The following is a 22,442-nucleotide window of genomic DNA, read 5'->3' on the forward strand; positions in this document are numbered from 1 at the left end:
TCCAAGCCCCTTCCGCAAGCCGTGTTGCAGGTCCCTTCTGGGCAAGCCCCTTCTGCGAACCCTGCGAAAGCCTGAAGCGCGCGCTCAAGCCGTCTTCTGCGTCACCAATCCCAGTTCGTCGATCATCGCCTGGCGCATCAGGTATTTCTGCGGCTTGCCGGTCACCGTCATCGGTAATTCGGTGCGGAAGCGGATGTAGCGCGGGATCTTGAAATGGGCGATCTGCCCGGCGCAGAAGGCCTTGATCTCCTGCTCCGTTGTGATCTGGCCGGGCTTCAGCACGATCCAGGCGCACAGCTCCTCGCCATATTTCGGGTCGGGAATGCCGAATACCTGCACCTCCTTGATCTTGGGGTGGCGATAGAGGAATTCCTCGACCTCGCGCGGATAGACGTTCTCGCCGCCGCGGATGACCATGTCCTTGACCCGGCCGACGATGTTGCAATAGCCCTCGGCATCGATTGTGGCGAGGTCGCCGGTGTGCATCCAGCCGTCGGCGTCGACCGCCTCGCGGGTCTTCTGCTCGTCGTCCCAATAGCCCTTCATCACGGAATAGCCGCGCGTGCAGAGCTCGCCCGGCGCGCCAACGGCGACGGTGGCGCCTTCGGCGTCGATGGCCTTGACCTCGACATGCGGATGGACGCGGCCGACGGTCGAGACGCGCTTTTCCAGGGGGTCGTCGACGCTGCTCTGGAACGACACCGGGCTGGTCTCGGTCATGCCGTAGGCGATGGTCACCTCGGCCATGTGCATCAGCGACACCACCTTCTTCATCACCTCGATCGGGCATGGCGAGCCGGCCATGATGCCGGTGCGCAGGCTGGTGAGATCGAAGGAGGCGAACTCCGGATGGTCGAGCAGACCGACGAACATGGTCGGCACGCCGTAGAGCGCGGTGCAGCGTTCCGTTGCCACCGCCTTCAGCGTGGCGCCGGCATCGAACCCCTCGCTCGGGAAAACCATGGTCGCGCCCTTGGTGACGCAGCCAATCGTGCCCATCGACATGCCGAAGCAGTGATAGAGCGGCACCGGGATGCACAGCAGGTCGTCGACCGTAAGCCTGATCGCCGCGGTGACGAAATTGCCGTTGTTGACGATGTTGTTGTGGGTCAGCGTCGCGCCCTTGGGCGCACCGGTCGTGCCGCTGGTGAACTGGATGTTGATGGCGTCGTCCGGCTTCAGCCCGTCGGAGATGCGGTCGAGCTTATCATGTTCGTCGCGCCCGGCCATCGCCAGCACGTCGGCGAAATTGAACATGCCCGGCGAATTCTCCTCGTCCATGCGGATGACGATCTTCAGCGCCGGCAGTCTGTTGGCGTCGAGCTTGCCCGGCGCTGCCTTGGCGATCTCCGGCGCCAGCGTCTCGATCATGCCGAGATAGTCGGAGCTCTTGAACTTGGCGGCGGTGACCAGCGCTCGGCAACCGACCTTGTTCAAGGCATATTCCAGCTCGACCAGCCGGTAGGCCGGGTTGATGTTGACCAGGATCAGGCCGATGCGGGCGGTGGCGAATTGCGTCACCAGCCATTCCCAGCGGTTCGGCGACCAGATGCCGACGCGGTCGCCTTTCTCGAGGCCGAGCACCAGGAAGCCGGCGGCGAGCGCATCGACGGTGTCCGACAGTTCCTCCCAGGTAAAGCGCTTGTCCTGCTCGACGAAGACGGCGGCATCGAGCGTGCCGTATCTGCCGACCGTATCGGCAAACAGCGCCGGGATCGTCAGGTTGAGCAGCGGCACGCTGCGCTCGCCCGAGACATGCGCCGTGCCGTCGACCGGCGCAATGAACGAACCGCCATCGCGCTTGCCGCGCAGGCTGGTGGCATTCTTCAGCTCGTCGAGATTGATCGGCATCGCCGTGTCCTCCGCAGACAGGCCGAGCCTATCAGCCCGGCGGGGTGGTGGAAATCCCGTCGATGATAGGGCTGGGGTTGGAACTCGCCCTGTCAGGGCCGAAAACAAAAAAACCGCCTCGACGGGCGGGTCTTCGGGGCCAATTGGCACCATAGGGAGATTAGTAGCATAGCTGCCGGCACAAAGCAAGAACAAAATTGCTGTACATCAGGAAAATCGCTTCAGGTCGGTGCCGCGGCTAGACCGCTGGATCCAACGTTAGTGGTTGGCAAAGGCCGAGGCGATATCCGATCTCCCCCCTTGCGGGTGAGATGCCCGGCAGGGCAGAGGGGGGCGAAGGATCGCCAAGTTCGACTTCAGCACCCCCAACCGGGAACGGATGAGGCTCCGATTGGCTGACAGGTCGGCGGGACAGCACCCCCCTCTGGCCTGCCGGCCATCTCCCCCGCAAGGAGGGAGATTGGCAGCTTGGCCGACGGCGCCTGCTCCGCAATCGTCAACTCGAGTTCACCAACGCCATCCTGGCCGCAATATCGCGCAAGATCGCCTCGTCGGCCGGAGCGCGCATCTTCCGCGACGCCACGAGACAGGCCTGCGAGCGCAGGATCACGCCGTCGGCGAGCACCTTGAGATGGTTGGCGCGCAGCGTCGCGCCTGACGTGGTGATGTCGACGACGATGTCGGCCAATCCGGCCGCCGGCGCGCCTTCGGTGGCGCCGAGGCTTTCGACGATGCGGTAGACCTGGATGCCGTGCTTTTGCGAAAAGAATTGCTGGGTCAGGCGCCAGTATTTGGTGGCGATCCTGAGCCGCCGGCCATGGCGCTGGCGAAAATCGGCGGCGACGTCGTCGAGGTCGGCCATGGTGTCGACGTCGAGCCAGATGTCGGGCACGGCGACGACGACGTCGGCATTGCCGAAACCGAGGCGGGCGATGATTTCGGCGCGTGCCTCGCAGTCGGCGAGGTTTTCGCGCAGCAGGTCCTCGCCGGTGATGCCGAGATCGACCGAGCCCTGGCCGATTTCGCCTGCGATCTCGGAAGCCGACAGGAAGGCTATCTCGACGCTGTCCAGGCCATCGATGCGGGCGCGGTATTTGCGCTCGTCGCCGGGCAGGCTGACGGCAAGCCCGGCCTTGGCCAGCACCTCCAGCGCCTGCTCCTTGAGCCGGCCCTTCGATGGGATCGCCAGCGTGATCATGGCGCTGTCTCCCGCAGCGCCTCGATGCGGTCGAGCCAGACAGAAAAACCGACGCCGGGGATCGGCGTCTTGGCGCCGAGCAGCGTCAGCAGCCGGTCGTAGCGGCCACCACCGGCCAGCGGCCGGTCGCCGCCTTGCGCCGCGACCTCGAAGACGAGGCCAGTGTAATAATCGAGCGGGCGGCCGAAGGCGGCATCGTAGCTGATTTCAGACATCGGCAGACCGAGGCTTTCGATGGCCGCGGCGCGGGCGGCAAAATTCTCCAGCGCAGTTCCCAGCGAAAGCCCGGCATCGGCGGCAAAACTTGCGAGCGCCCCGGCGGCGCTATCTAGCGGCACGTCGATCGCCAGGAAACCCTTCAAAGCCGCAAATGCCTCGTTCGACAGCCGGACGCTGCGCAGTTCGGCTTTCTCGATCAGCCGCCGCGCAATCTCGGACGGCGAACGCCCGGCCGTTGCCGACAGGCCGGCCTCTTCCATGCCGCCGGCGATATGCGCCGAAAGAGCCTCCAGATCGCCGTCGAGGACAAGCGCTGCCACCGCGCCGGCGATCTGGCTGTTGCGCGGCGGATTGGCGAGGTCGGCAAGCGCCGCTTCCAGCATTGGCGCCGAGCCGAAGGCGCGGGCCAGCCGCATGCGCCAGCCGCGCGGCAGGCCAAGCGCTGCCAGCACCGCCTCGAAGATGGTCTGGTCGCCAAGCGTCACCGCCAGCTCCCGTCCGGGCAGCACCAGCGAAAGCAGCGCATGCGCATCGGCCAGCGAACGCGCATCGGCGGCGGCCGTGTCGCGGTCGCCGAGGTCCTCGATGCCGGCCTGGAAGAATTCGTTGCCGCCCTCGCGGCGCTGGCGAAACACCTCGCCGAGATAGGAATAGCGGCGCGGCGTGCCGGCCTGGCTGGCAATGTGGTCGAGGCAGACCGGAATCGTGAATTCCGGCCGCAGGCAAAGCGTCTGCCCGGTCTCGCTTTCGGTGAGGAAAATCCGCCGGCGCAAATCCTCGCCCGCCATGTCGAGGAACGGATCGGCCGGCTGCAGCACGGCGACCTCGACCGCATGGGTGTTGCGCGCGGCGAAGAGCGTCGCGATGTCGGATGCGATGGCGGGGGAGGTCATGGGGATGTGGGGCGCGAGGCACCCCCCTCTGGCCTGCCGGCCATCTCCCCCGCAAGGGGGGAGATTGGATATCGCGCCTGCTTTCGCCAATCTCCAGCGTTGGAAAGAAGACGGTGAGGCTGAAGCTGCCAATCTCCCCCCTTGAGGGGGAGATGGCCGGCAGGCCAGAGGGGGGTGCTCACGCGCCACCTTTCGCCCGGTCGGCCGCCTGCGCCGCCAGTATCTTCTTCACCTCGGCGACCAGATCGCCTTCCGCCACGGTCACCTGCGCCGGCCGTGCGGCGCGCCATTCGGCGTTGTCGGCGATCTCGGCCGACATCTTCGCGCCTTCGATCAGGTCCTTGATCTGCAGCTCGCCCTTGGCGCGCTCGTCGCCGCCCTGGATGACGGCGACCGGGCTGCCGCGGCGGTCGGCATATTTGAGCTGCGCCTTCATGCCGGCGCCGCCGAGATACATTTCCGAGCGGATGCCGGAGGCGCGCAGCTCGGCGACCATCTTCTGGTAGCGGCCGAGACTTTCCGTATCCTTGTCCATCACCAGCACGACGACCGGCGCGATCACATCCGAAATGTCGAGCTTGCCGAGGTTCTTCAGCGCCGTCATCAAGCGGGAGACGCCGATCGAAAAACCGGTCGCCGGCACCGGCTCGCCGCGGAAGCGCGAGACGAGGCCGTCATAGCGGCCGCCACCGCCGACCGAGCCGAAGCGCACGATCTGGCCGTCCTCATTGGGGATCTCGGCCAGCAGCTCGGCCTCGTAGACCGGGCCGGTGTAATATTCGAGGCCGCGGACGACGGAGGGGTCGATGCGGATGCGATCCTCACCGTAGCCGCTTTGTGCGACCATGGTTCTTATCTGTTCCAGCTCTGCAAGGCCCTCGACAAACGACGCATTCGTTATGCCCAGATGTTCGAGTTTCCTTTCCTCGACAAGATTGCTGAGTCCGGGGTTGATGGATCCCAGTGTCTGGACAATTTTTTCGGGATCGTGCTGCGCCATGACTGTGAAATAGCTGATCACAACGTCGATTTGCGCATTATCCAGCCCGGCACCTTTGGTGAAATCACCGCTCTCGTCCTTGCGCCCTGCACCCAAAAGCAGGCGCACGCCCTCGACGCCCAACTTGTCCAGCTTGTCGATCGCGCGCAGCACCTGCAGGCGGCGGCCAGCGTTCTCCTCGCCGCCGAGGCCGATCGCCTCGAGCACGCCGTCGAGCACCTTGCGGTTGTTGACGCGGATGACGTAGTCGCCGCGCTTGATGCCGAGCGCCTCCATCACATCGGCCATCATCATCGCCATCTCGGCGTCGGCGGCGACGCCCGGCGTGCCAACCGTGTCGGCATCGAACTGCATGAACTGGCGGAATCGGCCGGGACCGGGCTTCTCGTTGCGAAACACCCAGCCGGAGCGATAGCTGCGATAGGGCTTCGGCAGGCGTTCGAAATTTTCGGCGACAAAGCGCGCCATCGGCGCGGTCAGGTCGTAGCGCAGCGACAGCCACTGGTCGTCATCGTCCTGGAACGAGAACACGCCCTCGTTCGGCCGGTCCTGGTCGGGCAAAAATTTGCCGAGCGCATCGGTGTATTCGATCAGCGGCTGGTCGACCGGCTCGAAACCGTAAAGCTCGAAGACCGAGCGGATCGTCGCCATCATCTTCTCGACGGCGCGCAGATCGTCGGCGCCGCGGTCGACAAAGCCGCGCGGAAGCCGCGCTTTCATCTTTTCGGATTTGTCGGCCATGGGATGGGTACTCGGTGGTTTCGTGGCGCTCCGGGGATCGGTTAAATAACCGATTTCCACGGCGCGGGTGTCCTAACCGATGCAGCCGGGAGCGGCAAGGGTTTGCGCTTCTTCCTTCTCTCCTTGTGGGAGAAGGTGGCCGAGCGAAGCTCGGTCGGATGAGAGGTGTTCCAGGGAACGCCTGCGCCTCATTTCTTCCAACACCCCTCAACCGTCTCGGCGCTGCGCGCCGATCCACCTTCTCCCACAAGGGGAGAAGGCAAGAAAAAGAAGCTGAAACAATTGCGCCATGCGCGCGGCATCGTGCCGACACAATCCGGGCCGATAAGCGCGCCGAAACAAGGGGTTCGGGGCCATGGCCACGCTACAGAAGTTCGACATCATCGATAGCGGCGCACGCGACGCCCCGGTCCGGCTGCGGCCGGCCGATGGTTATGGGCCAAAAACGACGAAGCAAATCGCCGGACTGTTCGAGATCGCGGCGCAACAGCGCAGCGGGCCGACCATGCGCGACGTGCTGATGACCGGCCTGCTGGTGATCTATCCGGTGTTCGCCGCGCTGGCGGCCATCCTGGCCGGGTTTTTCCTGGCCGGCGCCGGCGGCGCCTGAGCCGCTATTTCGGCCGCCTGAACGCTTTCCGCTCCGCCTCGACCGGTTCCCGGCAGACGCAGCCCTCGAGATGGTCGTTGACCAGCCCCATCGCCTGCATGAAAGCGTAGACGGTGGTCGGGCCGACAAAGCTCCAGCCGCGCTTCTTCAGCTCCTTCGAAATGCGGACCGAAACGGCCGTCGTCGGATTGGCGCGCAGATGGGCGAGGTCGACGATCTCGGGCCGCTCGTCCGGGCCGGGCTCGAACTTCCAGAACCAGGCGGCCAGCGAGCCGGCCTCGTCGATGAGTTCGCGGGCGCGTTTGGCGTTGTTGATGGTCGAAACGATCTTGCCGCGGTGACGGATGATGCCGGCATTGCCGAGCAGGCGCTCGACATCGGCGTCGGTGAAGGCGGCGATCTTGTCGACATCGAAGCCGGCGAAGGCCTCGCGGAAATTGTCGCGCTTGCGCAATATGGTCAGCCAGGACAGGCCCGACTGAAAGCCTTCGAGGCAGATCTTTTCGAACAGCCGGCGATCGTCGGCGACCGGCCGGCCCCATTCGTGGTCGTGGTAGTGCAGATAATCCGGCAGGTTGCCGTGCCAGAAGCAGCGGGCGATGCCGTCGGGACCAGCAAGCAGACCTGTCTTTTCGTCCATGGCGGAATTCCGTTCGTGTCTTGGCGTTAACGCGTTTTGAAGCGGCCTTTACCGCGGCTTTACCAGATTCCTGAACCGGGCGGTAACCACACCAAAAGGTTTACTGACAGACAGGCATTTTACGCATTCCGATTCATGTTTCGGTTGCCGCTTCGCGCCCAATGTCGCGGAAATCGGGGAGGCTTTGCGCCCCGGCATGTTCGACGATCAAGGTGCGATCCGATGAAGATATTCTTGTTCCCACTGTTCGGCGCCGCGGCCGTGCTTGCCGTCGGCGCCGCCAATGCCAACGACCGCTATGCCGAGAGGCCGCCGGTGGTGGTCAGCCCCGACCTTTCGGCGCCCTGGGTGCTGCAGCTCGGCCATGCGCCGGGCATCGTGCGGCAGAGCCGGCAGGAAGCGCAGCCGCTACGGCGCTACCGGCGGCAAGCTGAACCCGATCAGTTGCGCACCGCAGCGGTGCAGGCGCCGGCCAAACGCATGGTGATGCGGCCGCAGATCGATCCCGTCTATTTGCCGCAGGAAGTCGCCTATGACGGCCCGCAGAAGCCGGGCACGATCGTCATCGATACGAGAGAGAATTTCCTCTATCTGGTCGAGAAGAACGGCAAGGCGCGGCGCTACGGCGTCGGCACCGGCAAGCCGGGCTTCGAATGGTCCGGCACTCACAAGATCACCAACAAGCGCGTCTGGCCGGACTGGCGGCCGCCGGCGGTGATGATCGCCCGCGAAGCCGCAAAGGGCCGTTATCTGCCAACCTATCTCGCCGGCGGCATGGAAAACCCGCTCGGCGCACGCGCGCTCTATCTCGGCTCGACCGAATACCGCATCCACGGCACCAACCAGCCCTGGACCATCGGCGGCGCGGTGTCGTCGGGCTGCATCCGCATGCGCAACGAGGATGTGGTCGATCTTTACGAACGCGTGAATATCGGAACAACGGTGGTGGTGATATAGTTGCCGCGACGAATCATCTGGTCTAGAAAGACATTAGCTTTGGCTTTCTGAGGCCAGATGAATAAACAACGGGGGACGGGCCGTGTGGGGATGCGGCCAGTCACGAAAGGGCAGCGCGGCAAGCCGTGCTGCCCTTTTTGTTTCCGCCAGCGAGAATTGACGAAGATTTCGCCGGCACGTCGCGCGACAGGCATAGCGGTTCGCTTTTCGCGCTGCCTTTTCGCCGTCCCTTTGCTATGTGGCAGCCAAAATTCCAGACAAAGGCCCTATCTCGATGTCCCTCTCCGATGACAGCCGCTATCTCAAGGGCGGCCCGGTTGCCCAACGCATCATCGCCAGCGTGCGCGAGGACGCGGCGATCGCCACCGCCGAAGGCTTTCCGCCCAAGCTGGTGTCGATCACCGTCGGCGACACAGCGGCGGTCGACATCTATGTCCGCAACCAGCGCGCCAAGGCGGGGCTGGCCGGAATCGGCTTCGAGGAGAGGCGCTTTCGCGCCGACATCACTGCCGGCGAACTCGAAGCTGCGATCCACGGCCTCAACGCCGACCCGCGCGTCACCGGCATCATCATCCAGCGACCGGTGCCGGTGCATATCCCGATCAAGACGCTGCAGGCGGCGGTGCATCCACTCAAGGACGTCGAGGGCATGCATCCGGCGTCGATCGGCAACATCGTCTACAACCAGCTCGACCTGGCGCCCTGCACTGCCGCTGCCTCGGTCGAACTGCTCAGGGAAACCGGCCTCGACCTCAAGGGGCTCGAAGTGGTGGTCGTCGGCCACTCCGAGATTGTCGGCAAGCCGATCGCCTTCCTTTTGATGAGCGAAGGCGCGACGGTAACCGTCTGCCATCACATGACACGCTCGGTGGCGGCACACGCACGCCGCGCCGACGCGCTGTTCGTGGCCGTCGGCAAGCCGCGGCTGATCAAGGCCGACATGGTCAAGCCGGGCGCCGCCGTGATTGATATCGGCATCAATTCGGAAATCGGACCGGACGGCGAAAGCCGCATCGTCGGCGACGTCGATGCCGAGAGCGTCAGGCACGTCGCGTCGTGGATCACGCCGGTGCCGGGCGGCGTCGGCCCGATCACCGTGGCGATCCTGCTGCGCAACACCATGGTGGCGCTCAGCCGCCAGCGCGCCCGCTACCAGGCAACCTACGGCACGGCGGACAGACTGGCGGCGGAGTAGGCGCTTTCGTCACGTGCATTGCGGCACATGGCAGGTGATCCGGGACTCGTCATCCCAGAAGACGTAGAGCATGCCGCCGCTGCCCCAGAAGAAACCGGCGAGTGAATCGAACTGGAGAAGAAATTTCATTTGCCGGTCCGTCCCGGGAACGACTGGAAACTGCGGCCCCTGAATCCATGACGGCAGCCCACCAAGCCGAAACAGGTTTTGCCTTGAATTGCTTATCCCGTACGACTGCCTGAGCCACGGTTTAGGGGTCGGTGCCAACCGAACAGTTTTTTTCTCGGCGGCTTTTGCAGGCCTCTCAATGTAGGGCGAATGCAGAGGCGCGATCGGCGTCGGCACACCGGCAGCGTCGTGGGAATAGTAGGTCGGTTCGAGAGAATTCGCACAGGTCTCGATACGGAGTCTGGGAAGAGGCATCGTCAGCTCAAGATCGTCCAGCGTAACCAGATGTATCAGTCGCTCTCGACAGGTCGGGCACACTGCCGATCCTTCGCCGCCGACCGTAAGTGGCCTGCCAGTCGCCGGCAGATGCCAGGTAGGATGATTGCGGTGCGTCGGAAAAGACATGTCGCTCGGAGCGCCCTCCTCAAAGCTGAAATGATGACATGCCGGCGGCGAACGAGGATCATCATGCGTCAGCCAGTCTGCGAAATCGGGAATGTCGCCCAAGGTACTGTCTGGAAACAATTCCGGCGCCTGCAAGGCGACGTGAGCCAGCAGATCCTCCACGTCTATTCCGCGTTTCACTTCCTCTTGCAGGAAAAATGCCAGACGAGCCAAATGCGCGTCGTCGAGAAACGAAACGGCGTCGATAATCAGATTGTCTTGCTGGACGTCGGCTTCTACCGCTGCCTTTATGAGCGCAAACAGGAATTCGGACCCATCCTTGAGATGACGAACGATGATTGTCTGGCATTCGCCATAGCTGGCCTGGAACGTCGCCGGCGATCTGTCCGACAGCAGCCGAACGACGGTTCCAATCTCTTCGGATTTTGGGTTGGGCATCTCGGCAGTCTCATTGGCGGGTACGCAGCAATCAAACCAATTTTGGCGGCTCGCCGCCATAGGCCCAGTCGAGCAGCTTTATCGTATGCACCACCGGCAGCGTCGCGGCGGAGGCGATCTGGGTGATGCAGCCGATGTTGCCGGTGGCGACGATTTCAGCGCCGGTCGCCTCGATATTCCTGACCTTGCGGTCGCGCAGCGTCGCCGAAATCCCGGGCTGCAGGATGTTGTAGGTGCCGGCAGAACCGCAGCAGAGATGCCCTTCGCGCGGCTCGCGCACGACGAACCCGGCCCGGACCAGAAGCTCCTTCGGCTGGCGGGTGATCTTCTGGCCATGCTGCATCGAGCAGGCCGAGTGATAGGCGACGATAGTGCCCGGTCTACGCACCGGTTCCGGCAGGTCGAGACTCCCGAGATATTCGGTGATGTCCTTGGCCAGCGCCGACACGCGCGCCGCCTTGTCGGCGTAGGCAGGATCGAGGCGCAGCATGAAGCCATAATCCTTGATGGTGGTGCCGCAGCCGGATGCGGTGATGACGATGCCATCGAGCCCACCCTGCTCAATGGCGCGCGTCCAGGCGTCGACGTTCCGTCGGGCCGACGCCAAGGCAGCGTCCTCGCGTCCCATGTGATGCACCAGCGCGCCGCAGCAGCCCTCGCCCTGCGGGACGACGACCTCGACACCAAGCCGGGTCAGCAGCGAAATCGCCGTGTCGTTGATGCCGGGATCGAGCACTGATTGCGCGCAGCCGGTGAGGATGGCGACGCGGCCATTTTTCTTGCCGCCCTGCCCCGCATGGACGCCCGGCGAAGCCATCGGCGAGACTGCCGGGACCGACGCCGGTGCAAGCTTGAGCATGGCGCCCAGCGGCCTCAAGGCCTGGATTTTCTCGAACAGGCCGGCGAATGGCTGGCCGAGCTTCGCCAGCTTGAGCGCCGCGCGAAAGCGCGAGGGATAAGGCAGCACGAACGCCAGCATGGCGCGTGTCAGGCGATCGGCCAGCGGACGCTTGTAGGTCTGCTCGATATGGGCGCGGGCATGGTCGACCAGATGCATATAGTTGACGCCCGACGGGCAGGTGGTCATGCAGGCGAGGCAGGACAGGCAGCGGTCGATATGGGTGACGATCTCCTTGTCTGCGGGACGGCCGTTCTCCAGCATGTCCTTGATCAGGTAAATCCGGCCGCGCGGCGAATCCAGTTCGTTGCCGAGCGTCACATAAGTCGGGCAGGTGGCGGTGCAGAAGCCGCAATGCACGCATTTGCGCAGGATCTTTTCCGATTCCGCGACATGCGGATCGGCAAGCTGGGCAAGCGAGAAGGAGGTCTGCACGTAAACGAATCCTTACCGTTTGAGCATGATCTTTTCCCAAAACCGGTATCCGCTTTTTGGGATCATGCTCATAGTCCGAGGAACCAGCTTTCCGGGTTCTTGACCGCCTCGCCGCGCTGCAGCGCCTGCAGGCCGAGAATGCAGCGGGCAATGAACCAGACGGCGACAGCGACCATCAGCACGACGCCGACGACCACGACCATCAGCAGCGCCGAGATCAGTGCATAGAGCAGGCCGATCCAGAAGGTGCGGATCAGGAATGCGTAATGGCTTTCGACGAAGCCGCCGGCCTTGCCGCGGTTGATATAGGCCAGGACGATGCCGACAATGCCGCTGACGCCGATAACGAGGCCGGCGAGATAGAGGATATAGATGACCAGCGCGTTGGTCGGACCGGGCTCCAGCCAGCGGTCGGTCTGGCGTGACGTACCGTTTTGGCCTGCATCGCTCATTGCGCTCCTCCCTCGGTTGCTGGGGCGAGAGTAGCAGAGCCTGCGCCCGGCGCCATACGCCCGGGATTGAGGATATTCTTCGGGTCGAATTCGGCCTTCAGCCGCGCCGACAGTGCTGCAAGAGGCGGCGCTTGCGGTTCGAACACGGGTATCGCCGCGCGATGCGCAGGGGTTGCGCGAGCCAGCGTGGCATGGCCGCCGCCATGCTTTGTGATCAGCCCGCGCAACAGGCCGGCCTCTGGATCGTCCTGCTGCATGCGCAGCCAGATCAGCCCGCCCTGCCAATCGTAGAAGGCATCGACCGCGGCCTGCATGCGCAGCGCCAGCACCATAAGGTGGCCCTGCGACGGCGCCATCGAGACGCGCCACACCGGCCTTTCGCTGCCATCGGCGAACGGCGCGCAATCGCGGATGTCACGCCAGACAGAATACGAGACCGAACCGGAAATCTCCTGCAGCGGACCGGCGTTTTTCAGCAGGTCTTTCAGCGCCGCGATGCGGTAGGCGACCGACGGGCCGAAACCCTCGATGCGCAGCAGCGTCGCCGCATCGCTGCCGAGACTGCCGCCGGCGACCCGCGCGGCGACCCGTTCAGGGAGATGGGCCGCACTCGACACCTCCGCGCTGGAACCCAGTGCCAGCGCCATGGCGGCGGTGGCATGATCGTCGAGCAGGCCACGGATGGCGAGCGTGACTTCGGTCTCGGCAGCGGGAAGCACCTTGAAGGTGACGTCGGTGAACACCGCCAGCGTGCCCCAGCTGTTGGCCATCAGCTTGGACAGATCATAGCCGGTGACATTCTTGACCACACGGCCGCCCGACTTGAAGGCCTCGCCACGGCCGGAAACGGCCGCGATGCCAAGGATGTGATCGCGCGCAGCCCCGGCCTTCAGCCGCCGCGGGCCGGAAAGGTTCGCGGCCAGCACGCCGCCGATCGTGCCTCGTCCTGGTTCACCGCCGAGCAGCGGGCCGTAGTCCATCGGCTCGAAGGCCAGTTGCTGGCCGTTTTCGGCAAGCAGGCTTTCGATCGCGGCCAGCGGCGTGCCGGCTTTCGCCGACAGCACCAGTTCGGCCGGCTCATAGAGCGTGACGCCGGACAGGTTCGACAGGTCGAGCGTATGCTCGCTCTGCTGCGGCCGGCCGATGCCGCGCTTGGAACCATGGCCGAGGATCTCGAGCGGCGAGTCTTCCGCTGCGGCCCAGGCGATGGTGGAGAGGGTTTCCGCTGATGTGGTCGGGGTGAAGGTGGTCATGCGGCAGAACCACCAGTCGTAAATGACGAGAAGCCGCGATCCTTCCCACCCCCCTCTGTCCTGCCGGACATCTCCCCCGCAAGGGGGGAGATCGGATGTCGCTTAGGCTTTCGCCAACCATCAACGCTTGAAGGCGAGCAGGACGTTGAAGCAGCCAATCTCCCCCCTTGCGGGGGAGATGTCCGGCAGGACAGAGGGGGGTGTCCAAGCGCCAACATACCCCTCAAAACCTCGGAATGTCCGGAAACGCCGTCTGCCCGCGATGCACGTGCATCCTTCCGAGTTCGGCGCATCGCCTCAGCTGCGGAAACACCTTGCCTGGGTTGAGCAGGTGATTGGGGTCGAAGGCGCATTTGACGCGCATCTGCTGGTCGAGATCGATCTGGTTGAACATTTCCGGCATCAGGTCGCGCTTCTCGACGCCGACCCCGTGCTCACCGGTCAGCACGCCGCCGACCTTGACGCAGAGCCGCAATATGTCGGCGCCGAAACTCTCCGCCTTGTCGAGCTCGCCGGGCACGTTGGCGTCGTAGAGGATCAGCGGATGCAGATTGCCGTCGCCGGCGTGGAAGACATTTGCGACGCCGAGCCCGTATTTCTCCGACAGTTCGCGCATGCCGGCGAGGACGCGCGGCAATTCCTTGCGCGGGATGGTGCCGTCCATGCAGTAATAGTCGGGCGAGATGCGGCCGACCGCCGGGAAGGCTGCCTTGCGGCCGGCCCAGAAACTCAGCCGCTCCTGCTCCGATTGCGAAATGCGGCATGTGGTCGAGCCGTTCCTATAGGCAATGGCTTCGACCAGGCCGATCAGATGGTCGACCTCGACACCCGGCCCGTCCAGCTCGACGATCAGCAGCGCCTCGACATCCAGGGGATAGCCGGCCTGGACGAAATCCTCGGCGGCGTGGATGGCCGGGCGGTCCATCATCTCCATGCCGCCCGGGATGATGCCGGCGCCGATGATGTCGGCGACACATTGGCCGGCTTGCTCGCTGGTCGGGAAGCCGATCAGCAGGGCACGCGCCGTCTCGGGCTTCTTCAAAATGCGGACGGTGACCTCGGTAACGACACCGAGCAATCCTTCGGAGCCGGTCATCACGCCGAGCAGGTCGTAGCCTTCCGCGTCGAGATGGCTGCCGCCGAGGCGCACCACCTCGCCATTCATCAGCACCATCTCGATACCAAGCACATTATTGGCGGTGAGACCGTATTTTAGGCAGTGCACGCCGCCGGAATTTTCCGCGACATTGCCGCCGATCGAGCAGGCGATCTGGGAGGATGGATCGGGGGCGTAATAGAAGCCCTCCTGCTCGACGGCGGTGGTGATGCCGAGATTGGTGACGCCGGGCTGAGCGACGACGATGCGGTTCTGGAAATCGATCTCGAGGATGCGGTTGAAGCGGCTCATCACCAGCAGCACCGCGTCTTCCAGCGGCAGCGCGCCGCCGGAGAGCGAGGTGCCGGAGCCGCGCGGCACGACGCGGATATTGCGGTCACTGCAATATTTCAGCACGCGCGAGACCTGCGCCACGGTTTGCGGCAGCACCACGACCAGCGGCAATTGCCGGTAGGCGGTGAGCCCATCGCTCTCGAAGGCGCGCATCGCATTGGCTGCGTCGACGACGCCCTCGCCCGGCACGATGATGCGCATATCGGCGACGATCTCATCGCGCCGGCGCAGCGTGGCGTCGTCTGGTTTCGGCATCGCAAGACCGGACATCGACAGCCTCCTTCGACCGACTGGTAAAAATCTTTTACCAGCGACGGCTATCGGTTGCAAATGCCGCTTTGGCCGGGATCGCGGGCCTATGGCCGGGACAGCCTTTCGCAGCGGCAATCTGCCGCTGCGCGCCCCACACTACTCGCCCGGCTGCTTGCCCGGTTCGGAGTGCATGCGGCGGACACGGCGCACGCCCCACCAGACGAGCAGGACGGCGAGCGGCACCGAGGCGGCGGTGACCATTTCCGGCGCAAAGGCATGGCCGAAGATCGAGGCGCCCTTGGCGACGTAGCCGATGAGGCCGACGACATAGTAGGAAACGGCGGCGACCGAGAGTCCCTCCACCGTCTGCTGCAGGCGCAATTGCAGGCGGGCGCGATTGTTCATCGATGCCAAGAGATCGCGGTTCTGCTTCTCGACCTCGACGTCGACCCAGGTGCGCAGCAGCGTGGTGGCACGGGTCAGCTTGCGCGACAGATTGGCCTGGCGCTCCTCGACCGAACGGCAGGTGCGCATGGCCGGCGCGACGCGCCGCTGCAGGAACCCGCCCCAGGTGTCGTAGCCGGGCACGGCTTCTTCCTCGAGCGCCTCCAGCCGCTCGCCGACGATGCCGTCATAGGCACGGCTGGCGCCGAACCGGTAGAGGCTGGAGGCGGCATCCGCCTCCAGTTCGGCGGCAAGTTCGGTCAGGTCGGCCAGCAAGGTCTGGCTGTCGCGGGTTTCGGCGACCTTCATTTCCAGCGTGGTCTGGGCCAGCCTGTCCTCGATGCGGCGGGCACGCCCCGAAAGCATCAGCGCCAGCGGCAGCCCAAGCATGGCCAGCGTGCGGTAGGTCTCGATATCGATCAGCCGCTGCGACAGCGCCCCGGTGCGCGCCGGTGTCAGCCCGCGATCGAGCACCAGCATGCGGGTCAAGCCGTCGCCATCCTGGCGGAAATCGGTGACGATGGCCGCGTTGCCGCGCTCGACCAGCGAATAGCACAGGCTGGTCGGGTCGAAGCCGGCGATCAGCCGCTCGTTCGCCGGTGTCCATTTGCGGATTTCGAGCCTGATGCCGGAAATCACCGTGCCCGGCGGCGAAAACCCGTTGCCGAAGGGGGTATCTTCTTGCCCCCTGCCGTTTTCGGCGAGCGGCCCTTCCCAGAGATAGGTCGAGAACTCCGTGTGCCGTTCCCAGCGCAGCGAGCCCTTGCCCCACTTCATCGCGTGATGGCGGGCATGGCGGTCGGGCGCGGCAATACCAAGGCGCTGCGACAGTTCCGAAAGCACTGCCAGATCGACGCTCGATCCGCCTTCGGTCATGAAGGAAAGCTGCACCAGCACGCGCGGCTTTTCGACCAGCGGATGCGGTCGGGCGTGGACCTCGCCGAGCGCGCCGGGCCGACCTTCGTGCGCCGGAAAGCCCATGACGCTGCCGCCCATGGCTTTGGCGCGCAGCTGGAATTCGAGATTGGACGGGTCGGCGTCTGGCACGGCTGGTCCCCCGGGCTTCTCTGAGCCCTTTGGCAATGATGTCCCTCTAGAGCGGTTTTATCGTTTCACGGAAACGCCGAACCGCTCTATCCCTTTGATTCTGCGCAATTCCGGACGGAAAACCGTTTCACACTTTTCCTGGAATTGCTCTAGAGGCAATCGCCAGGGGACGCAAACAGCCAGTTTAGCAGAAGGTGATATGAAGCCGCGGCTGTGAAACCGACCCGGCCGGGCGAATTGGATAAATAATTTGACCAGTTGGCGACGCTGGCTTTATCTTGCGCGACATCGGTTCAACCCCCAGGCACCCCGTTTGAGCGACATTTTCTCCCGGATCGAGCATTCGCGCACCGCCGACGAGGTGGTGCAGCAGATCGAGAGCCTGATCCTCGAAGGCGTGCTGCGCACCGGCGACCGGCTGCCGGGCGAGCGCGAGCTGGCGCGCCAGTTCGAGGTGTCGCGGCCGATCCTGCGCGATGCCTTGAAAGCCTTGGAAGGGCGCGGGCTATTGACGACACGGCCAGGCGGCGGCACCCATGTCGCCGACGTCATCGGCCAGCTGTTCACGAAGCCGGTGGCCGACCTGATCTCGATGCATCGCAAGGCGGTGACCGACTATCTGGAGTACCGCCGCGAGATCGAGGCGGTGGCGGCGGAATATGCGGCGCGGCGCGCCACATCGGACGATCTGGCGCTGCTCGACCGCATCATGGCACGGATGGACGAGGCGCACCGGACCGGCAATTTCGACGACGAGGCGGAAATCGACGTTGAGTTCCATCACGCGATCTGCGAATGCGCGCACAACATCATCCTGCTGCACACGCTGCGCGCCTGTTACCGGCTGCTGTCGGAAGGCGTGTTCCAGAACCGGCGGCTGGTGTTCAGCGTGCCGGGTGCGCGCGAGGCGCTGCTTTCGCAGCACCGGGCAATCTACACCGCGGTCAAGGCCGGCGATCCGGCCGCGGCGCGGCAGGCGGCGATGGACCACATCTCCTATGTCGAACGGTCGATGGCCGAGGCCGAGCGCAGCGGCGACTGGCAGCGCGTGTCGCGGCTGAGGCTCAGGCAGCGCTCCGAGCCCGGTGATGGCGAGCCGGCAAGAAAACAGCCGTAGGCCGCGGCCAGAAAATTCAACGAAGAACCAGCGAAGAACCAGCGGAAAAAGATCCATGAGCAGCATCCTCACCATCGCCGACCTCAAGGACCTGGCGCGCCGCCGTGTGCCGAAGATGTTCTTCGACTACGCCGATTCCGGCGCCTGGACCGAAAGCACCTACCGAGCCAACGAAGAGGATTTCCAAAAGATCAAGTTCCGCCAGCGCGTGCTGGTCGACATGGACAACCGCTCGCTGGAATCGACCATGATCGGCGAGAAGGTGGCGATGCCGGTGGCGCTGGCGCCGACCGGCATGACCGGCATGCAGCATCCGGACGGCGAGATGCTGGCGGCGCAGGCGGCGGAAGAATTCGGCGTGCCGTTCACGCTGTCTACGATGAGCATCTGCTCGATCGAGGATGTCGCGTCGGTGACCAGGAAGCCGTTCTGGTTCCAGCTCTATGTGCTGCGCGACAAGGATTTCGTCTTCGATTTGATCGACCGGGCAAAGGCGGCGAAATGTTCGGCGCTGGTGCTGACGCTCGACCTGCAGATCCTGGGCCAGCGCCACAAGGATATCCGCAACGGGCTTTCGGCGCCGCCGCGGATGACGCCGAAGCACCTCTGGCAGATGGCGACAAGGCCGCGCTGGTGCGTCGGCATGGCCGGGACCAAGCGCCGGAGCTTCCGCAACATCGTCGGCCATGCCAAGGGCGTCGGCGACCTCGCCTCGCTTTCGTCGTGGACGAAGGAGCAGTTCGATCCGCATCTGTCGTGGAAGGACGTCGCCTGGATCAAGGAGCGCTGGGGCGGCAAGCTGATCCTGAAAGGCATTCTCGACAAGGAAGATGCGATGATGGCGGCCAGGTCGGGTGCCGATGCGATCATCGTTTCCAACCATGGCGGCCGCCAGCTCGACGGCGCCTCGTCATCGATCATGGCGCTCGAAGAGATCGCCGATGCCGTCGGCGACACGATCGAGGTGCATATGGACGGCGGCATCCGTTCCGGCCAGGACGTGCTCAAAGCACTGTGCCTCGGCGCCAAGGGCACCTATATCGGCCGGCCTTTCCTGTACGGCCTCGGCGCACTCGGCAAGGAAGGGGTTACCAAGGCGCTGGAAATCATCCGCAAGGAGATGGACATAACGCTGGCACTGTGCGGAAAGCGTCTGGTCACCGACATGGGCAAGGATCAGCTTCGGCGCTAAAGTCCCGTGACGGCATGACCACGGAGGCGACGCAGGCATTGACGGAGCCCGGCATCAATTTTTACGAGGCGCGCGGACCGCAAGGCATGCGCCTTTTTGCGATCGGCGATGTGCACGGCCGGCTCGACCTGCTGGCCGCCATGCACCGGCGGATCGAGGCGGAGCTCGGTCAAAGGCCGTCGGCCGATTGGCGCGTGATCCATCTCGGCGACTATGTCGACCGCGGCCCGGACTCCAAAGGCGTCATCGATTTCCTGATCGACGCGCAAAAACGCGATCCGCGTCACCTGATGCTGGCCGGGAATCATGATCTCGGCTTTCTCGATTTTCTCGATGTCCCCGATCAGGACGGGCTGTTCATGCGCTATGGCGGCATCCAGACGGCGCTGTCGTATGGTGTGTCACTTGGTGGGAGCAGCGCCTGGTTTGGCCGCGCCGATGCGGCATTGCGGCAAGGGCACGCCGCACTGGTCGAGGCGGTGCCGCAGAACCATGTCGAATTCCTGCGCTCGCTGCCCTTTTCAGTGACGTTCGGCGATTTCTTCTTCTGCCATGCCGGCATCCGGCCCGGCATTGCGCTGGAAAGCCAGAGCCCGCAGGACCTGATCTGGATCCGCGAGGTCTTCCACGATCACACCGGTCTTCATCCCAAGATCGTGGTGCACGGCCATACGCCGGTGCCCAAGCCCGAGATCACAGGCAACCGCGTCAATGTCGACACCCTCGCCTGGCAGTCGGGAAACCTCACCGCGCTCGTCGTGGACGGCGCGGACAAGCATATCCTGACAGTCACGGGTGAGCGGGCTTAGGGAAGGCGTGGGGTTATGAGCAGAGGGTCTAGCGAAGCGCGGCGGTGACGCCGTAGCCGTCGACGGCATTGTGGTTGTTGGCTGCGTCGGCGGAATAAATGCCGAGGCCGCACAAGACAATGGCCGACAACATGGCAAAGGACAAAAAGGCTGCTTTCACGGACGTCATCTCTTGTTGAGCTTCCTGCATCTATGCACGAGCGGGTTACCAATGCGTTGAAACGCAAAATTCGTCGCAAATGTCTGACGGTTTCGCGCTTCTAGGCATGTTCTGTATCGGCGGTGTGTCGCGCGGGTCACAGGATAGGTTCATCGCGGTTGCACGGAAGATGCAGAGCGGCGCCTTTTAGGCTAGCGGATTGACACAGGCCAAGGATGAAACGCGTTATCCCCGGCGGATTTGGCGCCGCGTGCCAAATATGCAACGTCGCCAAATAGGCAACGTTGGCTGTATGAGTCGTCAGATCGTCGCCACCCAGGCGCGGGCGATGGCCAGGCCGGCGGCATCGGCTTGCGGTCCGTTGCGGGCCATTTCATCGTCGAGCCGACCTGCCCATTCAGGATGCCGCTCGGCAATCAGCGGTGCGAAGGAGGTGCTCCAGTCGCGAACCATCGGCCGGTCGGCCTCGAAATGGAACTGGAAGCCATAGACGGCGCGGCCGATGCGGAACGCCTGGTTCTCGGCGACGGCGTTGCCGGCCAGCCGCACGGCCCTCTCAGGCAAGACAAAGGTGTCGTCGTGCCATTCGAAGATCGGGAATTTTTCGGGCAAGGCGGCGAGCACCGGATCGGCGTTCGCGGCCGCGGTGAGCGCGACCTCGTGCCAGCCGAACTCCGAAGCACCGCCGATCTGGTTCTCGCCGCCAAAGGCGCGCGCGACCAACTGGCCGCCAAGGCAGATGCCGAGCACCGCGCGATCCCTCTCGGCAAAATCGCGCGTCAGGTCGAGCAGGCCCGGAAAATAAGGACAGAGCTCGTCGTCCAGTGCATTCTGGGCGCCGCCGAGCACCACCATGGCGTCATGCCCGCCGCTATCTTGCGGCAGCGCGTCGCCGCGATAGGGCCGGCGCAGGTCGATATCGGCGCCGGCCTCGACAAGCGCCGCGCCGATCTGGCCAAGGCCCTCATTGTCGAAGTTCTGGACGACCAAGACCCGCATCGAAACCTGCTGACATGAAATAGATGCAGCGAGCGATATCATGGCGCCAGCATCGCAGCCAACAAGGAACGCCTATGCCACTGCAAAACCGGGTCGATCCGTTCGGCGCCATCCATGCCGTGCCGGAGCGCGGCCTGTTCATGGGCAATCGCGGCATCATTCACGACGCCGAGACGAGAACGCTGTTGAAGAAGCGCTGGGCGCTGCAAGCCTGGATCATCTGCGTCTGCGAATTCCGCAATGTGCGGCGCGAGCCGATGGGGCGCAACCGGCAAAGCGACGACCAATTGGGCGGCAAGGCCGGCTGGACCGAACTGTTTTTCCTCGACGAGGTGACGGCGCTGGCGGCCGGGCACCGGCCGTGCTTTTTCTGCCGGCGCGAGCGAGCCAGGGATTTTGTCCAGCGCTTCGGCGACGCCTTCGGGATTGCCGAGCCGCGCGCGCCGCAACTCGACAAGCGCCTGCACAAGGAGCGCCTGGCATCGGGCGGACCGGCGCCGAGACTGGAACCGGAGGCGCTTGCGGACTTGCCGGACGGCACGATGATCTCGTCAGGAAACAGGGCGTACGCCCTGTTTGACGGCGCCGCGCTGTCCTGGAGTTTCGGCGGCTATCGCGAACCGGTGGGGTTCGGCGGTTTTACCGACGGTCCAATCCACATGCTCACGCCGGCGACAACTGTTTCGGTGCTGCAGCAAGGCTACGAGCCTGTCTGGCATCCTTCGGCCGAGGCTTGACGCCGAGGGTGACGTTGCCGCATTCCTCCGCGATGCGCGCCAATTACAAGATGCAGCGGCTGTTCGTACCGGACGAGCTTGGACCGGATACCGAGTTCGACGTCGGCCCGCAGCAGAGCCATTATCTCTCGCATGTGCTGCGGCTCGGCGAAGGCGCCGAAATTCTGGTGTTCAACGGCCGCGACGGCGAATGGTCGGCGGCGATCGCCGCGAAATCGAAGAAGGCGTTGCGCCTGAAGGTGCTGGAATTGCAGCGGCCGCAGCCGCCGCTGCCCGATCTCGTCTATTGCTTCGCGCCGCTGAAGCAAGGACGCCTCGACTACCTCGTGCAGAAGGTGGTGGAGATGGGCGCCGGCATCCTGCAGCCGGTCATCACCCAGCACACGCAAGTGGCAAGACCCGGCATCGAGCGCCTGCGCGCCAATGTCGTCGAGGCGGCCGAACAATGCGGCATACTGGCGGTGCCGGAGGTGCGCGAAGCGGAAAGGTTCGAGCGTCTGCTGGCAGGCTGGGACAAGGGGCGGCGGTTGATCTTCTGCGACGAGGATGCCGCCACCAACAATCCGCTGCCGGCATTGCAGGCGGTGCGGGAGAACAAGCTCGCGCTGCTGGTCGGGCCGGAGGGCGGCTTTTCCGACGAGGAACGCAGGATGCTGAGAGCGCTGCCCTTCGTTACCGCCATTCCGCTCGGGCCGCGCATCCTGCGAGCGGATACGGCGGCGGTGGCGGCACTGGCGCTGATCCAGGCGACAATCGGCGATTGGTGATCAATTCCCGTTACCCTCTGGCTCAGGATTTTTCGCTTGATCGGCTACTGACATTTCGTCCATCTAGCGCCGGCGGTCGTGCGACTGCTCTGCAGCGCAGCGCGTCCTTTCGGGC

The 22,442-nt window shown here is 64.4% G+C and carries 21 protein-coding genes; 8 read left to right on the top strand and 13 right to left on the bottom strand.

The window, feature by feature from the left end; all coding sequences use genetic code 11:
• Window positions 1-84 precede the first annotated feature (84 nt).
• The 4 genes from NKI50_RS13860 to hisS form a co-directional block, all read right to left on the bottom strand.
• Complete coding sequence (locus NKI50_RS13860; RefSeq protein ID WP_352716872.1) at window positions 85-1,851, bottom strand: AMP-binding protein; 1,767 nt, start codon at window positions 1,849-1,851, stop codon at window positions 85-87.
• A 496-nt stretch (window positions 1,852-2,347) separates the two neighbouring features.
• Window positions 2,348-3,049: an ATP phosphoribosyltransferase gene (gene hisG / locus NKI50_RS13865; RefSeq protein ID WP_352592594.1), complete on the bottom strand. Its 702-nt coding sequence runs from the start codon at window positions 3,047-3,049 to the stop codon at window positions 2,348-2,350.
• Window positions 3,046-4,161 (bottom strand): ATP phosphoribosyltransferase regulatory subunit, encoded by a 1,116-nt coding sequence (locus NKI50_RS13870; protein ID WP_023716480.1) that lies wholly within the window; start codon window positions 4,159-4,161, stop codon window positions 3,046-3,048. The genes hisG and NKI50_RS13870 overlap by 4 nt, the downstream gene beginning before the upstream one ends.
• Before the next feature lie 178 nt (window positions 4,162-4,339).
• Window positions 4,340-5,902, bottom strand: a complete 1,563-nt coding sequence (gene hisS / locus NKI50_RS13875; RefSeq protein ID WP_352592591.1) for a histidine--tRNA ligase — start codon at window positions 5,900-5,902, stop codon at window positions 4,340-4,342.
• Between the two features lie 355 nt (window positions 5,903-6,257).
• On the opposite strand from hisS, the gene NKI50_RS13880 reads away from it, so the two are divergent.
• Window positions 6,258-6,512 carry a hypothetical protein gene (locus NKI50_RS13880; RefSeq protein ID WP_352482352.1) on the top strand — a complete coding sequence of 85 codons (255 nt, stop codon included), beginning with the start codon at window positions 6,258-6,260 and terminating at the stop codon, window positions 6,510-6,512.
• Between the two features lie 4 nt (window positions 6,513-6,516).
• On the opposite strand, the gene NKI50_RS13885 is transcribed toward NKI50_RS13880, so the two are convergent.
• Complete coding sequence (locus NKI50_RS13885; RefSeq protein ID WP_352716875.1) at window positions 6,517-7,152, bottom strand: DNA-3-methyladenine glycosylase I; 636 nt, start codon at window positions 7,150-7,152, stop codon at window positions 6,517-6,519.
• A gap of 222 nt (window positions 7,153-7,374) precedes the next feature.
• On the opposite strand from NKI50_RS13885, the gene NKI50_RS13890 reads away from it, so the two are divergent.
• Window positions 7,375-8,109: a L,D-transpeptidase gene (locus NKI50_RS13890; protein ID WP_352482354.1), complete on the top strand. Its 735-nt coding sequence runs from the start codon at window positions 7,375-7,377 to the stop codon at window positions 8,107-8,109.
• A 274-nt stretch (window positions 8,110-8,383) separates the two neighbouring features.
• Entirely contained in the window at window positions 8,384-9,304 is a 921-nt protein-coding gene (locus tag NKI50_RS13895) for a bifunctional 5,10-methylenetetrahydrofolate dehydrogenase/5,10-methenyltetrahydrofolate cyclohydrolase (RefSeq protein ID WP_023716475.1), read from the top strand.
• A gap of 9 nt (window positions 9,305-9,313) precedes the next feature.
• Here the strand turns inward: NKI50_RS13895 and NKI50_RS13900 are convergent, their stop codons facing one another.
• From NKI50_RS13900 to NKI50_RS13925, 6 genes are all read right to left on the bottom strand, one after another.
• Window positions 9,314-10,315, bottom strand: a complete 1,002-nt coding sequence (locus NKI50_RS13900) for a hypothetical protein (protein ID WP_352716878.1) — start codon at window positions 10,313-10,315, stop codon at window positions 9,314-9,316.
• A 31-nt stretch (window positions 10,316-10,346) separates the two neighbouring features.
• A complete protein-coding gene (glcF, locus tag NKI50_RS13905; protein ID WP_352482357.1) occupies window positions 10,347-11,648 on the bottom strand; it encodes a glycolate oxidase subunit GlcF in 1,302 nt (433 codons plus the stop codon).
• 68 nt (window positions 11,649-11,716) lie between these two features.
• Window positions 11,717-12,100, bottom strand: a complete 384-nt coding sequence (locus NKI50_RS13910) for a DUF4870 family protein (protein ID WP_023716473.1) — start codon at window positions 12,098-12,100, stop codon at window positions 11,717-11,719.
• Complete coding sequence (locus NKI50_RS13915) at window positions 12,097-13,353, bottom strand: FAD-binding protein (protein WP_352482359.1); 1,257 nt, start codon at window positions 13,351-13,353, stop codon at window positions 12,097-12,099. The genes NKI50_RS13910 and NKI50_RS13915 overlap by 4 nt, the downstream gene beginning before the upstream one ends.
• A gap of 223 nt (window positions 13,354-13,576) precedes the next feature.
• On the bottom strand, window positions 13,577-15,073 hold the full coding sequence (locus tag NKI50_RS13920; RefSeq protein WP_352482360.1) for an FAD-linked oxidase C-terminal domain-containing protein: 1,497 nt from the start codon (window positions 15,071-15,073) through the stop codon (window positions 13,577-13,579).
• 138 nt (window positions 15,074-15,211) lie between these two features.
• A complete protein-coding gene (locus NKI50_RS13925; RefSeq protein WP_023716470.1) occupies window positions 15,212-16,495 on the bottom strand; it encodes a DUF3422 family protein in 1,284 nt (427 codons plus the stop codon).
• Window positions 16,496-16,859: 364 nt separating this feature from the next.
• Here NKI50_RS13925 and NKI50_RS13930 point away from each other — a divergent pair, with 364 nt between their 5' ends.
• The 3 genes from NKI50_RS13930 to NKI50_RS13940 are packed head-to-tail and all read left to right on the top strand — an operon-like array spanning window position 16,860 to window position 19,664.
• Window positions 16,860-17,663, top strand: a complete 804-nt coding sequence (locus tag NKI50_RS13930; RefSeq protein ID WP_352482361.1) for a FadR/GntR family transcriptional regulator — start codon at window positions 16,860-16,862, stop codon at window positions 17,661-17,663.
• Window positions 17,664-17,718: 55 nt separating this feature from the next.
• Complete coding sequence (locus NKI50_RS13935; protein ID WP_023716468.1) at window positions 17,719-18,855, top strand: alpha-hydroxy acid oxidase; 1,137 nt, start codon at window positions 17,719-17,721, stop codon at window positions 18,853-18,855.
• Window positions 18,856-18,893: 38 nt separating this feature from the next.
• Window positions 18,894-19,664 carry a metallophosphoesterase family protein gene (locus NKI50_RS13940; protein ID WP_352482498.1) on the top strand — a complete coding sequence of 257 codons (771 nt, stop codon included), beginning with the start codon at window positions 18,894-18,896 and terminating at the stop codon, window positions 19,662-19,664.
• 28 nt (window positions 19,665-19,692) lie between these two features.
• Here the strand turns inward: NKI50_RS13940 and NKI50_RS13945 are convergent, their stop codons facing one another.
• Window positions 19,693-19,833: a hypothetical protein gene (locus NKI50_RS13945; protein ID WP_023716466.1), complete on the bottom strand. Its 141-nt coding sequence runs from the start codon at window positions 19,831-19,833 to the stop codon at window positions 19,693-19,695.
• 291 nt (window positions 19,834-20,124) lie between these two features.
• Complete coding sequence (locus tag NKI50_RS13950; RefSeq protein ID WP_023716464.1) at window positions 20,125-20,823, bottom strand: type 1 glutamine amidotransferase; 699 nt, start codon at window positions 20,821-20,823, stop codon at window positions 20,125-20,127.
• Window positions 20,824-20,897: 74 nt separating this feature from the next.
• Here NKI50_RS13950 and NKI50_RS13955 point away from each other — a divergent pair, with 74 nt between their 5' ends.
• Together NKI50_RS13955 and NKI50_RS13960 are read left to right on the top strand one after the other, a co-directional pair.
• Window positions 20,898-21,560 carry a hypothetical protein gene (locus NKI50_RS13955; protein WP_352482363.1) on the top strand — a complete coding sequence of 221 codons (663 nt, stop codon included), beginning with the start codon at window positions 20,898-20,900 and terminating at the stop codon, window positions 21,558-21,560.
• A gap of 32 nt (window positions 21,561-21,592) precedes the next feature.
• The gene (locus NKI50_RS13960; RefSeq protein WP_352592621.1) at window positions 21,593-22,327 is read left to right on the top strand and encodes a 16S rRNA (uracil(1498)-N(3))-methyltransferase; all 735 of its coding nucleotides are present in this window, start codon (window positions 21,593-21,595) and stop codon (window positions 22,325-22,327) included.
• Window positions 22,328-22,442: the final 115 nt, after the last annotated feature.

This window comes from Mesorhizobium sp. M0563, from assembly GCF_040321065.1.
Lineage (GTDB): Bacteria > Pseudomonadota > Alphaproteobacteria > Rhizobiales > Rhizobiaceae > Mesorhizobium.

Coding starts and splice junctions, on each gene's coding strand:
- NKI50_RS13935 (WP_023716468.1), top strand. CDS start 17,719: ATGAGCAGCATCCTCACCATCGCCGACCTCAAGGACCTGGCGCGCCGC.
- NKI50_RS13880 (WP_352482352.1), top strand. CDS start 6,258: ATGGCCACGCTACAGAAGTTCGACATCATCGATAGCGGCGCACGCGAC.
- hisG (WP_352592594.1), bottom strand. CDS start 3,049: ATGATCACGCTGGCGATCCCATCGAAGGGCCGGCTCAAGGAGCAGGCG.
- NKI50_RS13890 (WP_352482354.1), top strand. CDS start 7,375: ATGAAGATATTCTTGTTCCCACTGTTCGGCGCCGCGGCCGTGCTTGCC.
- NKI50_RS13870 (WP_023716480.1), bottom strand. CDS start 4,161: ATGACCTCCCCCGCCATCGCATCCGACATCGCGACGCTCTTCGCCGCG.
- NKI50_RS13960 (WP_352592621.1), top strand. CDS start 21,593: ATGCGCGCCAATTACAAGATGCAGCGGCTGTTCGTACCGGACGAGCTT.
- NKI50_RS13920 (WP_352482360.1), bottom strand. CDS start 15,073: ATGTCCGGTCTTGCGATGCCGAAACCAGACGACGCCACGCTGCGCCGG.
- NKI50_RS13885 (WP_352716875.1), bottom strand. CDS start 7,152: ATGGACGAAAAGACAGGTCTGCTTGCTGGTCCCGACGGCATCGCCCGC.
- NKI50_RS13915 (WP_352482359.1), bottom strand. CDS start 13,353: ATGACCACCTTCACCCCGACCACATCAGCGGAAACCCTCTCCACCATC.
- hisS (WP_352592591.1), bottom strand. CDS start 5,902: ATGGCCGACAAATCCGAAAAGATGAAAGCGCGGCTTCCGCGCGGCTTT.
- NKI50_RS13910 (WP_023716473.1), bottom strand. CDS start 12,100: ATGAGCGATGCAGGCCAAAACGGTACGTCACGCCAGACCGACCGCTGG.
- NKI50_RS13860 (WP_352716872.1), bottom strand. CDS start 1,851: ATGCCGATCAATCTCGACGAGCTGAAGAATGCCACCAGCCTGCGCGGC.
- NKI50_RS13900 (WP_352716878.1), bottom strand. CDS start 10,315: ATGCCCAACCCAAAATCCGAAGAGATTGGAACCGTCGTTCGGCTGCTG.
- NKI50_RS13925 (WP_023716470.1), bottom strand. CDS start 16,495: ATGGGCGGCAGCGTCATGGGCTTTCCGGCGCACGAAGGTCGGCCCGGC.
- NKI50_RS13945 (WP_023716466.1), bottom strand. CDS start 19,833: ATGACGTCCGTGAAAGCAGCCTTTTTGTCCTTTGCCATGTTGTCGGCC.
- NKI50_RS13950 (WP_023716464.1), bottom strand. CDS start 20,823: ATGCGGGTCTTGGTCGTCCAGAACTTCGACAATGAGGGCCTTGGCCAG.
- NKI50_RS13955 (WP_352482363.1), top strand. CDS start 20,898: ATGCCACTGCAAAACCGGGTCGATCCGTTCGGCGCCATCCATGCCGTG.
- NKI50_RS13895 (WP_023716475.1), top strand. CDS start 8,384: ATGTCCCTCTCCGATGACAGCCGCTATCTCAAGGGCGGCCCGGTTGCC.